At 60.4% G+C, this 13453-nt stretch carries 9 protein-coding genes and 1 pseudogene; 4 read left to right on the top strand and 6 right to left on the bottom strand.

What is annotated here, in order from left to right:
- Positions 1–2: 2 nt before the first annotated feature.
- Complete coding sequence (locus tag JQ845_RS03345; protein ID WP_003444950.1) at positions 3–1022, top strand: GNAT family N-acetyltransferase; 1020 nt, start codon at positions 3–5, stop codon at positions 1020–1022.
- A 100-nt stretch (positions 1023–1122) separates the two neighbouring features.
- Positions 1123–3294, top strand: coding sequence for a TonB-dependent siderophore receptor (locus JQ845_RS03340; protein WP_203008285.1), 2172 nt, complete (start codon positions 1123–1125; stop codon positions 3292–3294).
- A 389-nt stretch (positions 3295–3683) separates the two neighbouring features.
- Here JQ845_RS03340 and JQ845_RS03335 read toward each other — a convergent pair whose 3' ends face one another.
- From JQ845_RS03335 to JQ845_RS03310, 6 genes are all read right to left on the bottom strand, one after another.
- Positions 3684–3887 (bottom strand): MbtH family protein, encoded by a 204-nt coding sequence (locus JQ845_RS03335; RefSeq protein ID WP_003444954.1) that lies wholly within the window; start codon positions 3885–3887, stop codon positions 3684–3686.
- A 107-nt stretch (positions 3888–3994) separates the two neighbouring features.
- Entirely contained in the window at positions 3995–5314 is a 1320-nt protein-coding gene (locus tag JQ845_RS03330) for an MFS transporter (protein WP_003444956.1), read from the bottom strand.
- A gap of 898 nt (positions 5315–6212) precedes the next feature.
- Positions 6213–7643, bottom strand: a complete 1431-nt coding sequence (locus tag JQ845_RS03325; protein WP_203008283.1) for an efflux transporter outer membrane subunit — start codon at positions 7641–7643, stop codon at positions 6213–6215.
- Positions 7640–8704: an HlyD family secretion protein gene (locus JQ845_RS03320; protein ID WP_003444959.1), complete on the bottom strand. Its 1065-nt coding sequence runs from the start codon at positions 8702–8704 to the stop codon at positions 7640–7642. Before JQ845_RS03320 ends, JQ845_RS03325 begins: the two co-directional genes overlap by 4 nt.
- Positions 8701–10248, bottom strand: a complete 1548-nt coding sequence (locus JQ845_RS03315; protein ID WP_003444960.1) for an MFS transporter — start codon at positions 10246–10248, stop codon at positions 8701–8703. Before JQ845_RS03315 ends, JQ845_RS03320 begins: the two co-directional genes overlap by 4 nt.
- A 190-nt stretch (positions 10249–10438) precedes the next feature.
- A complete protein-coding gene (locus tag JQ845_RS03310; protein ID WP_203008281.1) occupies positions 10439–11347 on the bottom strand; it encodes a LysR family transcriptional regulator in 909 nt (302 codons plus the stop codon).
- 344 nt (positions 11348–11691) lie between these two features.
- On the opposite strand from JQ845_RS03310, the gene JQ845_RS03305 reads away from it, so the two are divergent.
- Positions 11692–12792: an FUSC family protein gene (locus JQ845_RS03305; RefSeq protein ID WP_003444962.1), complete on the top strand. Its 1101-nt coding sequence runs from the start codon at positions 11692–11694 to the stop codon at positions 12790–12792.
- A gap of 471 nt (positions 12793–13263) precedes the next feature.
- A pseudogene (locus JQ845_RS03300) lies at positions 13264–13326 on the top strand (urease subunit gamma); the annotation flags it as partial.
- Positions 13327–13453: the final 127 nt, after the last annotated feature.

Below are 13453 nucleotides of genomic sequence, written 5' to 3'. Positions count from 1 at the left end.
TCATGACCACGCCTAACTTCACCCTTCTTCTGGCTGACGGCCGCAGCGTGATCGCCCGGGTGGCGGACGATGGTAACGCCAGCCTGACCATCGAGGGTGTTGCCCCGGTGTATTTCCGCCGCCAGGATGCCCATGTGCAACTGGAAAGCCTGCCCGAAGCGTTCCCGGTCAGTGGTCTGCTGGCACTGCTGGGCCAGGTCTTCTGCAATTCGTCCCGCGTCCCGCTGCTGGAAGTCAGTGCCCCGCTCTCCCTCGACCGCGCACGGGATGCCATACGCCAGGGGGTGTTCGACACCCTGCTCGGTCATGATGGCCATACCGCACGCCTGGCCTGCTCGCGCAGCAGTTTCTGGCAACACCCGCTGCCCTGGCTTACTACCAGTTCCGCCGCCGGCATGCCGCTGCGCTACACCTTCAGCGGGGAAAAGCGCCACCCGCAGCGGCCACCCATTCCCCACGGCGAGGTCTATCGCCGCGAACTGCCCGGCCTGAACACCACCTTCAGCTTGCGCACCGTGGACATCGGTCTGGACCTGGAGCGTTTCAACCGCTGGATGAACCTGGAGCAGGTCGCGTTCTTCTGGGAGCAGACCGGCAGCCTGGATGAACATGCCGCGTACCTGCAACAGATGCTGGATGACCCGCGGGTGCTGCCACTGATCGGCAGCTACAACGACGAGCCGTTTGCCTATTTCGAGATCTACTGGTGCAAGGAAGACCGCATCGCCCCCTATTACGATGCACAGGACCACGACCGTGGCTGGCACGTGGTGGTCGGCGAGAGCAAGCACCAGAGCGCCGGCAAGCTCAAGGGCTGGTTCCGCTCGCTGATGCACTACATGTTCATCGACGAGCCGCGCACCCAGCGCATCCTCGGCGAACCGCGGATCGACCATACCCGGCAGATCGGTTTCCTTGAGTCCCAGGGTTTCGGCAGGCTCAAGACCATCACCCTGCCCCACAAGAAAGCCGCCCTGCTGCGCCTTGAACGCGAGACGTTCTTCGACGACTACCACCCCTGATCCATCGCATTTGGCCGCACGCTGCCTGATGGGGATCGGGTAGCGCGCGACCTGCCCTTAATCAACTAAAAAAATAATCACTTCTCACTCCGGAACCTCCATGCACGCAAAAAACCTCTTCGCCTACCATCCCTTGGTGCTGGCCCTGTGTCTCAGTGGCCTGCCACTGAGCACCGCCTTCGCCGCCGAGCAACCCGCTACCGCAGCGCCCGGGGGCGCGCTGATGCTGGAAGAAACCAGCATCAATGCCAAAGCCGTCGAGAACCCCACCGGCCATGTCAGTGGCCCGGTGGCGATGCGCAGCACCAGCGCCAGCAAAACCGACGCGGCGATCAAGGAAATCCCGCAGTCGGTGTCGATCATCACCCGCGATGAAATGGACCAACGCAAGGCCGATACCCTGGCCGAAGTCCTGAGCTTCACCCCGGGGGTGATTACCCAGCCGGGGGGTTTCAGCCGCGTGGGCGATGACTTCGTGATCCGTGGCTTCAACGTGGGCTCGGGCACCGGCGGTATTCTGCGCGACGGCATGAAACTGCAAGGCAGCGTGTATGACGGCGGCATCGAACCCTACGGCCTGGAGCGCGTGGAAGTGGTCAAGGGCGCGTCTTCAGTGCTGTACGGCCAACTGTCGCCGGGCGGCCTGATCAACACCATCACCAAGCGCCCGACCGATGTCCCGCTGCATGAAGTCAACGTCGAATACGGCAGCCATGCGCGCAAGCAGTACAGCTTCGACCTGGGCGGCCCGCTGGACGACCAGGGGCAGTTTTCCTACCGCCTCACGGGCCTGTGGCGCGACAGTGACACCCAGACCGTCGACGCTCCCGATGACCGTCGCTACATCGCGCCGGCCTTCACCTGGCGTCCGGACGAGGACACCTCGCTGACCTTCCTCGCCAGCTACCAGGAAACCCGCACCAGCTTCGCGCCGCCGCTGGACTACGACCTGACGACGTCATCCAGCACCCTTTACCCCAAGGTCGACCGCGATTTGTTCACCGGCGAGCGCGGCTTCGATCACTACAACAACTACTCGACCACCATCGGCTACCTGTTCGAACACAGCTTCACCCCTGACCTGAAAGTCCTGCATTCGCTGCGCCACTTCGATGCAAACCTTAGCTGGGACTACATGCAAATTGCCGATACCGGCAGCGCCGCCTTGCGCAATCAGGGACTGCTGGCCCGCAGGGCGAGCATCCGCCGTGAGCACTCCGAAGGCTGGACCAGCGACAATAACGTGCAATGGACCCTCAACAGCGGCCGCTGGCAGCACACTCTGCTGGCCGGGGTGGATTACTACCACAAGACCTACGACTCGCATCGCTACGCTGGCGCCACTTCGCTATTCAACCCGGACGCACCGGTGTACGACGCACCGACCACCATTACCTCGGCCGATAGCGGATCGGACCTGCACAGTTCGCAGACCGGTCTTTACCTCCAGGATCAGATCAAGTTCGACGACAAGTGGATTCTGGTCCTGGGCGGTCGCCAGGACTGGGCCGAGAGCCGAACCTATGCCAATGCCACCGGCAAGCGCACGCCACGGGAAGACAAGAAAGCCACTGGCCGCATAGGCCTGGTGTATGAAGCAGACAACGGCCTGGCGCCCTACATCAGCTGGAGCCAGTCGTTCTTGCCGGCCAACGTGTTCAACGCCAACGCCGACACCTCGTTCGAGCCAACCGAAGGCGAACAGTACGAAATGGGTGTGCGCTACACCCCGCCAGGCATGAATGCGCTGTTGACCGCCGCGGTGTACGACCTCAAGCAGAAAAACTCCCTGAGCACCGACCTCACCGGCAACACCGTGCAGTTCGGTGAGACCCGCTCCCGGGGTGTCGAGCTGGAGGCAAAAGCCGAGATCACCGCCAACCTCAGCACCACCGCCTCCTATACCTACACCGATGCCAAGATTACCGAAGACTCCGTGGCCAGCCGGGTCGGTACCCGCATCGACGGCGTGCCTTACCACATGGCCAGCCTGTGGGCCGACTATCGCCTGAGCGCCCTGGGTCTGCCCAAGGTCGTGCTCGGCGGTGGCGCCCGCTACATGGGCACCAGCCGCACCTCCAGCTCGGACCTGGACGAAAAGGTTGACGCCTACACCCTGTTCGACGCAAAAGTCAGCTACGAAGTCGACGACAACTGGACCGTGGCCATGAAGGCGCAAAACCTGTCCAATGAGAAGTACCTGTTCTGCAACGTTTCTTGCCGTTATGGCGACGAGCGCACGTTGATCGGTTCGGTCAATTACCGCTGGTAAACGAGGTACCGCATTCTGTAGGAGCGAGCTTGCTCGCGAGCTGTGTGCGTATGGCAAAGCTCGCGAGACAAGCTCGCTCCTACAGGAGGATCGGGTGTTGGATATGCAAAAACGCCGCGGTCCGTTTCGGGGGGCGGCGGCGTTGTTCTTTGTTGAAAAGCTCGCGAGCAAGCTCGCTCCTACAGGAGGATCGGGTGTTGGATGTGCAAAAACGCCGCGGCCCGTTTCGGGGGGCTGCGGCGTTGTTCTTTGCTGAAAAGCTCGCGAGACAAGCTCGCTCCTACAGGGGGGCCGGGTGTTGGATGTGCAAAAACGCCGCGGTCCGTTTCGGGTCAGCGGCGTTGTTATTTGTAGGAGCGAGCTTGCTCGCGAGCTGTGTCGGTCCAGCGTCAGGCCTGCATCGCTTCGCGCAGGCTGGCCGGGCGCATGTCGGTCCAGTTGGCTTCGATGTATGCCAGGCACTCGGCCCTGGAGGCCGCGACGCCTACCGCTGACCAGCCTTGCGGCACGGCCTTGAACTCGGGCCAGATCGAGTATTGTTGCTCCCCATTGATCACCACCAGAAACTGCGTGTCTTCACGGTCAAATGCCATCGGTTGTCTCCTGCAGATAGTTGGGCAGACCGGTGTCACAAACACAGGCCTGCCCATGGAAGACGCTCGACACAGCCCTGAAATTAGTCCCGCCCCCATTCGCCCCGTTACATTTCAGCCTTGGCCACCAGGCGCCGCTCAACCAGATTGTCACGGTTGAGGCCATAACGACGGGCCGTCAATACCCCGACCAGGCCCATCATCGCGCAGAACATCACGCACACCCAGGCGCTCCACGGCATCAGCGCAATCAGCAGCAACGGCGTGGTACTGGCCCACAATGCGTAGGCAATGTTGTAGGTGAAGGAAATCCCCGAGACGCGGATCGGCGCCGGAAACAGGCCGACCATGACCGAAGGCACCACCCCGACAATTCCGCAGGTCAGACCGGCGAAGGCGTATGCCAGGCCGGGCAAGGCCCATTGACCCACCAGACTGGCGTACAGCAGGCCAATGCCCAGCGGCAGCAGCACGCTGTAGAGCACGATGCTGCGCCATACGCCAATGCGGTCGACGATCAGCCCGGCCAGTACACAACCGATATTCAAAAACACGATGCCCAGACTGCTCAGGGCAAAGGTATGGCTGGCCGTCATGCCAAAGCGCTGCTGCATCACGGTCGGGGTGATCACCACAAACACCACCACGGCACTGGTCAGCACGCAGGTGAGCAATGCCGCCGGCAGCAATGACGCCCGGTGATCGCGCAATACGGTGCGCAGCGGGAACTCTGCCCGGCCCTCTTTGCGTTCGCGCAAAGCCAGAAATACCGGGGTTTCACTGAGCCAGCGGCGCAACCACACGCCAATCACACCAAACACACCGCCGAGCAGGAACGGGAAACGCCAGGCGTAGTCGAGAATTTCTGCCGGGGTAAAGAGTTGTGCCAGCAGTGTCGCGGTCAAGGCGCCGATCAGATAACCGAAGGTCAACCCGGCCTGCAAAAAGCCCAGGGCAAAGCCCCGGCGCCCGGCCGGCGCGTGTTCGGCGACAAACACCCAGGCGCTGGGCACCTCGCCGCCGACTGCCGCCCCCTGCAGGATGCGCAGGGCCAACAGGATCAGCGGCGCGAAATAACCGATATCGGCATAAGTGGGCATGATGCCGATCAGCAGACACGGCAGTGCCATCATCAGAATGCTGAGGCTGAACACCCGCTTGCGCCCCAGATGGTCGGCAAAGTGCGCCATCAGGATTCCGCCCAGCGGACGTGCCAGATAGCCGGTCACGAAAATGCCGAAGCTTTGCAGCAAGCGCAGCCATTCAGGCATGTCCGGCGGGAAAAACAGTTGACTGAGGGTCAGGGCAAAGAACACGAAAATGATGAAATCGTAGATCTCCAGCGCCCCGCCCAGAGCTGCCAGCCCCAGGGTTCGGTAGTCGGAACGGGAAAAACGCACCGTTGTGGCTTGGGTATCGGCAGACATAATTACGCTCAATGTGAACTGGACGCGCCTATGTTGGCGCTTGAAGTCGAGGGCGCGAGCATAGCAAATCTGCCCCTGTTCTGTGGCAGCCGGCTTGCCGGTGCTGCTTCAGACAAACCCGGGTGCCTGCATCGCTGGCAAGCCAGCTCCCACAACTGCACACAAGCGCTGCGCCAATGCACCAATACGCCCATGTGGGAGCCGGCTTGCCGGGGCTGCTTCAGACAAACCCGGGTGCCTGCATCGCTGGCAAGCCAGCTCCCACAAGTGCACACAAGCCCTTGGCCAATGCACCAATATGCCCATGTGGGAGCCGGCTTGCCGGTGCTGCTTCAGACAAACCCGGGTGCCTGCATCGCTGGCAAGCCAGCTCCCACAACTGCACACAAGCCCTGCGCCAATGCACCAATATGCCCCTGTGGCAGCCGGCTTGCCGGCGATGCTTCAGACAAACCCGGGCGCCTGCATCGCTGGCAAGCCAGCTCCCACAAGTGCACACAAGCCCTTGGCCAATGCACCAATATGCCCATGTGGGAGCCGGCTTGCCGGCGATGCTTCAGACACACCGCAGCGCCTGCATCGCTGACAAGCCAGCTCCCACAACTGCACACAAGCCATGGGCCAATGCGCCAATATGCCCATGTGGGAGCCGGCTTGCCGGCGATGCATCAGACACACCCGGGCGACTGCATCGCTGGCAAGCCAGCTCCCACAAGCGCACACAAACCATGGGCCAATGCACCAATATGCCCATGTGGGAGCCGGCTTGCCGGCGATGCTTCAGACAAACCCGGGCGACTGCATCGCTGGCAAGCCAGCTCCCACAAGTGCACACAAGCCATGGGCCAATACGCCCCGTGGGAGCCGGCTTGCCGGCGATGGCTGCCCAGGCTGCATGCTATCCCTGCCAGCCTCCGCCCAGCGCGGCGTATACATCCACCAATGACAACGACACCTGGGCCGTGCTCTCGACCAGCGCGGCCTGGTTGGCCAGCAATGCATTTTGTACGGTCAATACGTTCAGAAAATCCACCGTGCCCTGGGCGTACTGTTGATGAACACTGTCCAGTGCATGCTGACTATGCTCCACCGCCTGTGTGAGGCTGTCGCGCCGGCGCTGACCGGCCTGATAGGCAACCATCGCGTCGTCCACTTCGTGCCAGGCCCGCAACACGGTTTTGCGATAGGCAATGGCCGCTTCTTGCTGGCGTCCTTCCTGCAATTGCAACGCCCCTTGCAAACGTCCGCCCTCGAACAGCGGTACGCTCAAGCTCGGTCCAAAGGCAAAACTGCGCGAACCCCAACTGCCCAGATCCGACAGTTGCAGCGCCTGAAACCCGAGGCTGCCGGACAAGGTGATACGCGGATAAAAATCCGCCCGGGCCATCCCGATCGAGGCTGTAGCCCCATGCAGACGGGCCTCGGCACGGCGGATATCAGGACGCCGCTGCGCCAGTTCACTGGGCAGACCGACCGGTACATCAGCCCCAAAGGCCGGAACCGCCTGGGGTTCGCTCAGTTGCTGTGCCATCGCCCGCGGCTCTCGGGCCAGCAGCAAGCTGAGGGCGTTGATCAACTGCGCGCTGTGCTGTTGCAAAGGCGCCGTTCGCGCTTCGATTTCTGCCACCTGGGCCGCCGCTTCGGACACTTCGAGGTCGGTGGCCACCCCCTCTTTTACCTGCAAACGGGTCAACTCCAGGCTTCGCCGGGCAATCTGCAGGTTCTGCTGCACCACTGCCAGTGCCTGCTGGGTGGCTCGCAACTGGATATAGTGCTGTGCGGTCTGCACGATCACCAGTAACTGCACGCCATGGCGGTCTTCTTCGGCCATCTGCACAGAAGCATCGGCCGCTTCCACAGAGCGTTTGACCCGGCCCCACAAGTCGGCTTCCCAACTGAGCCCCAACCCGCCATTCCACAGGTTGAACGCCTGTTTGCCACTATGGCCCGAGGGGTCGTTCAAACCCTGCTGACTATTGCGGCTACGGCTGTAAGCCAGGGACCCGTCAACCGCAGGCAGGCTGTCAGCCGCGATTTGCCGGCGAATGGCCCGGCTCTGCTCAAGCCGGCTGGCAGCCAGCTGCACATCGAAGTTGCTCTGCTGTGCTTCTTGCACCAGGGCCGATAATTGCGCATCGCCAAAACTGTCCCACCAGCGCGGGTCTACCGCAGACTCGACGGTGCGGCTATGACCCTGCTCACTTGCCACCGGAGCCCAACGCTCAGCCAGTTGCGGCACGGGGGCCTGAAAATCCGGCCCCAGTACACAACCACTCAAAGCCAGCGCGCTGTAACAGGCCACAGCGCAGACCAGAAAACCAGGCTTCATCGCACACTGACCTGTTCATTGGCAGTGGCTGTGGTGTCGATGGACGCATCCACCGACATTCCCAGACGCAGCCGCCCGGCTGACAACTGTCCCTGGTCCAGAGTGACTTTCACCGCAATGCGCTGCGCCACCTTGGTGAAGTTGCCAGTGGCGTTGTCCGGGGCAATGGCCGAAAACGTTACCCCTGTGGCCGGCGCAATACTGTCGACGACACCGAGCAGGGTTTCGCCGGGAAAGCTGTCGACCTTGATCGTGACCCGTTGCCCCGGGCTGACGTGGGTCAGTTGGCGCTCCAGAAAGTTGGCGACCACATACGCCTGGGCCAATGGCACCACCGCCAGCACTGAGTCACCCGGTTTTACATAGGCACCCAGGCGCACGCTGCGCCGGCCCACTACGCCATCGAAGGGCGCCACCAGGCGGGTGTGGGACAAGTCCAGCTCGGCCCGGGCCTGCAAGGCTTCGGCATGCTGTACCGAAGCCCGGGCAGCAGTGGTTTGCGCCACCAGCACCCGGGTTTGCTGGCGGGCAGCCTCCAGCGCAGCACGGTGTTGAGCCAGTTCGGCACGGGCGATCTGTGAGCGGTTTTTTGCCTGCTGCGAGTTTTGCAGCGTGCCCGCGCCCTGCCCGGCCAGATGTTCATAGCGCTGCAATTCATGCCGGGCAAACTCAACCTGGGCCAGATCAGCGTCAACCGTGGCACTGGCCTGCTCGATCAGCGAACGCTGACGCTCGAGCATGGCCAGCGCGTTGGCCAGTTGTGCCTGGGCCGTCGCCACATTGGCCCGGGTTGCTTGCAGATTGGTCTGGTAGTCCTGGGGATCAATGCGTACCAGCAACTGACCTGCCTTGACCGGCTGGTTGTCTTGCACCAGCACCTCATCGATAAAGCCTGCGACTTTTGGCGCGATCAAGGTGTAGTCGGCACTGACAAAGGCATCATTGGTGCTTTGTACTGTGCTGGTAGCAAAGATAAGTTGCCATAGCCCGTACAGCACGACTATCGCCACCAGGCCCGCACTGCCCAGTACCCAGGGCTTGCGCCCGATTGTTGTGGTCATTTCACGGCTCCAACAGCTGTGCCCGGCGGATAGATCCGCGTCGGGCCAAAAGGAATTAATACAATTAACAACAGCGCCAGACCGGCCATGTACAGATAGAGGTCTGAAGAGGTCAGGACCACCGCCTGCTGGTGTATCCGGTGTGCCAGATCTGTACTGCCAGCCACCAGCGGCGAGTTACCCAGGCGATCGATCAGCATCGTCGAGTGGAAGTGCTCGCGGTTGAGCGTCAACACCCCAAGAAGGCTGCCCGCGGCCGTTGCCGAAAAGCCTTTGACGGTATTGAACCAGGCCGAGGCAAACGGCCCGTCGGCCGGGTTCAGGCCACCGGTGGCCAACATCAACAAAGGAATCACTGCCATCGGCTGGGCGATGATTTGAATCGCCTGCAACGGGTAGAAGTTCTCCCGGCTCCACGCCGCCGTCACTTGTGAACCGATGCCACAGGCCAGTGCCAACAACCCGAGACCTATGGCCAGAACCCAGCGGCAATCAACCCGGCGCAGGTTGCACAGGGCAACCACCAGCGGCAGCGCAAGCAATTGCGGCAGCGCCACCAGCAACATCACCGGAGCGGTTTCCAGCGGGCGATAGCCCTGGATCTGGGCCAGATAGCTGGAGGGAATCTTGATCACTGCCAGCAATACAAACAGCACCCCGCCCAGGGTCAGCAAGGCGTGGGCCAGATTGCGGATTTTCAGCAATTGCAACTTGAAGAACGGCAGTGGATGAAACCATTCGTTGATAAAGAACAGCACCAGCAGCGTGCCGCCGCCGAAGATGAAAAACCGGATCATCGGCGACTCCAACCAGTTCAGGCGCTGGCCCAGTTCCAGCGCCAGAACCAGCATGATCAGGCCCGGCAACCCCAGGAGCAGGCCGCGCCAGTCAAACTGTTTGAAGCGCTCAAGGCGCAGCGGGTCCTGCGGCAGACCCCAGGCCACACAGCCCATTGCCAGCAGGCTTAGCGGCACAATCTGCCAGAACGCCCATTGCCAGCCGGCATATTCCACCCACCATGCGGACAGTGGCGTACCGAAGCTGGGGCCGAAGGTTGCGGTCAGCGCATAGCTGCCCAAGCCGTATAGGCGAATGCCCGGCGGTAAAAACCGTAGCGCCACCGACATCAGCATGGGCGGCAACGCGCCACCGGCAAACCCCTGCAAAGTGCGCAGCACCATCAGTACATCAACGTTAGGGGCAAACGGACAGAGGATGCCCAGCAGCAAAAAGGCACCTATGGCACACAGGGTGAAACGGCGCAGGGAGAATGTCGCAGCACACCAGGGTGCAAACGCCATGGCGCTGATCGACGTGGCGCTGTACACCGCCAGCAACCAGGTGCCCTCGTCATAGCCAATGCCCATGGCGCCACGGATATCGGGCATTGCCACCTTGGTCACGTTCTCGTTGAACCCCGAGACCAGCACCGCCAGCAATACCCCTACCAGCCCGGTAAAAATCCGCAGGCCAAAAGCAGCATTGGCAGGGGGGGATTTGGCTGACATCGCGGCAATCGTGGAACCGGCGGTCAGCGAGGTCATGCCCCGCCCTCCGGCGCCAAATGACGCCCACGTTTAAAACGCCAATACATGGCTGACTCCGTCTTTTAGATGACGAAAAGTTTAACCAGCAGGCAATGCTATAAAAATTGATAAATAGCTAACTATGGAGTGCGTCGGACGCAATCCACAGCCAGATCGAGAGCAAGCGTGTGCCTGAAGCGAGGATCTCTCAGGCCACGGCGTTATCGCAGAACGTCTTGAGGGTGCGGCGCAGCCAGCGGTGGGCATGGTCGTTGTCCAGACGCGGGTGCCAGGCTTGAAAGATTTCAACCGGTTGCAGGGGGATCGGCAATTCAAAAGGACGCAGTTTCAAGCCCATTGGGGCCAGGGTTTTGAGCAAGACCTGGGGCATCAGCGGCAAGATCAAATCCGCGCCGGCCAGGGCAAAAATCGCCGAGTAAAAAGTGGGCGTGGTAAAGGACACCCGGCGCTCCAGCCCCTGCTCGGCCAGCACCGTATCAATCGGCCCGCGAGCCCGGCCCCGGCGCGAAACGCTGATGTGGTCAAAGGCGATAAAGCGTTGCGCGGTGATGGGCTGATCGAAGATCGGATGACCTTCCCGCGCCAGCCCCACAAAGGGGCAGGTAAACAGCCGCTGGACCTTGATGTCTGAACTGAATTTGTTGGTGGCACAGATGGCCAGGTCAATGCGCCCTTCGCTCAAGGCTTCATCATCGGTGAAGCCTTCAGGTACTACCCGCAGCGACGCCTTGGGCATCTCCAGGGCCATTTGCTGACGCAAGGCACCCCCGTACACACCGAAAAACACGTCATTGGCGCGAATGCTGAAGGTGCGCTCCAGCAGGCGCAGATCACTGTCCTGGCTCTGGGTGAAGACACCGTGGGCCAACTCCACCACGCCCCGCACCTGCTCGCGCAATTCCAGCGCCCGGGGGGTGGGCACCAGGCCACGTCCCGAACGCACCAGAATCGGGTCGTTCAAGGCATCGCGAATGCGGGTCAAGGTGCGGCTCATGGCCGGAGCACTCAGGTTCATGCGCCGGGCGGCGCCCACTACCGAGCCCTCTTCGAGCAAGACATTCAGGGCAACCAGCGGATTCAAGTCAGGTATTTGCATGGGGCCAAAGGGTAGCGTTTAACGCGCCGGATCGCTAGACGGGCAATTCTGCATTGTTGCATGACAGGTAAAACTGTATCGCCACTTGTTAGGTAGCTAACTAAGTTAAAGATTGATACATTGTTTCCCGTCAGGCCGAGGCCTGACGCTCTCTTTGGTTGAGATTTTTGGCCATTACCGGATCCCCATGATGGTAATGGCCTTTTTTATTTCTTGAACCACGCCACAACGCTTCCCCCGAATCCCCCCCTCTTATCGCGCCATGGCAACCCCGTTGCCGGTGGTGGCCTGACTGTTCCTGAACTACGCTCCGTGCGCATTCCATTACAGGGTTTGGGGGCTTTATGCAGCTAGGCAATAAAATTTCGAAACTGGAGCGGCTGCTCTGTAAATACAGCCGCTGGATTCATGCCGCGCGAATCAGCCTCGCCTTTCTGACCACCTTCGTTGCCATCCGCTATTTCAAACTCGACGGCGCGTCTTACGCCCTGATCACCATGCTGATCGTGATGGGGCCCCAACCTTACTGGGGCAATGTGTCTTCCCGTGCCGTACAGCGCACCTTCGGCACCGTCATTGGTGCGCTGTCCGGGCTGGCGGGGCTGTACATGGAGCTCTACTCGTTTCCCGCGATGCTGGCGTGGAGCGCGGTCACGATGTTTATCGCCGGTTACCTGACCCTGGGTAAACACCCCTATATGGCCCTGTTGATCGGCGCCACCCTGGCGGTGGTCAGTTGCGCACCGCCCAACGACATGGAGTCGGCAATCACCCGCAGTCTTTATGTACTGGCAGGTTCGGTACTGGCCATGCTCTTCACCAGTATTTATCCGCAACGGGCGTATACCGACATGCGAATCAAATTCAGCGAAAGCCTGGGCAAACTCAGCGAGTTGTATGAAGCGTACTTCTCCCCGCTGGTGCTGGAACGGCCCAATCTGGATGACAAGTTGAAAGACGAGCTGGACACAGTGGTCAAGCTACGCAATTACGTGTCGGCGGCCAGCAACGAAAGCAATTTGAAGCCCGAAGTTTTCAACTCCATGCAGACCCTGCACCGCAATTTGTTCACCACCATGAGCCTGATGATTGATGCCTACTGGGCGTCCCATGAAGGGCATAAGCTGATTGAGAGCGAGCCCGCCCTGCGTGACCTTAATCGCTTGATCCCGCAGGCCCTCGAGTCGCTGCAGGACAAGCTGTGCAACGGTGTTTCGGATAACCAGATCAGCGGTGAACTGCGCCAGAAAGCCAACGACTTGAAAGAGCTGGTGCTCAAGTGCATCGATGGCAAGGTCAACGAAACCCAGTTTTATGCCTTTGTCTGGCTGAGTCTGCAAATGCTCCGGCAACTGACCGATCTCAACGACCAGCTGCATGCTGCGCTTTACCAAAAAGGCCATCGGCATCTGTTGCTGAAAAATCCCCTTCAAGCCCATAAATAGCGCCAGGCACTCTGGGTGCGCAATCGTCTATCTGGAGGCTAACAGGCGATCCGCCCGCTATTTTTCAGCAACCCATGACTCATTTAAATGACATATCGCACTAAAGATTAATAATTCTTCACTCAAAACAATGGGTTATCGGGTACCAAAGGCACTTGAAATCTCGCCAATACCTTCGTAACCCTCTGTTTTTTAAATAGTTATAAGAAGTCAACCAGACTTCTATCAATATCTGCCCCCCCTCCTCAAGCTTCTGGCCAGTCGAAAATTATGGTCTAGGCTCTGTTCGCGCCCGTCTGACAAGGATTTGAACGGTTGAGCCCCATGAAAACAAATCTCGCATTCGCCACCCCGCCACACCTTTTACCCACCTTCGCAAGCGTTCAACGTGCGCAGCGTTTTTGCCTGCACCTCTGCCCGACCGGCACTCCAGAACTTAAATTTTTTACCGCACTGTAGATAGGAGGGCTTATGCAGCTCACCCCGAGAGAAATCGACAAACTGATGATTTACACCTTGTCGGACGTGGCATTGTGTAGTGGTCTAATGAAACCGGACACCCTTTTAGGCGAGAATACTCGCCAGATCGAGGTGTCAGATGACCAAACAACGCCGTACCTTTTCCGCTGAATTCAAACGCGAGGCTGCCGACCTCGTGCTC

It is taken from the genome of Pseudomonas paraversuta (genome assembly GCF_904063065.1).
GTDB classification, from domain to species: Bacteria; Pseudomonadota; Gammaproteobacteria; order Pseudomonadales; family Pseudomonadaceae; genus Aquipseudomonas; species Aquipseudomonas paraversuta.
The sequence above is the reverse complement of the archived record's forward strand: the minus strand, read 5'-3'. Positions and strand labels throughout refer to the sequence as shown.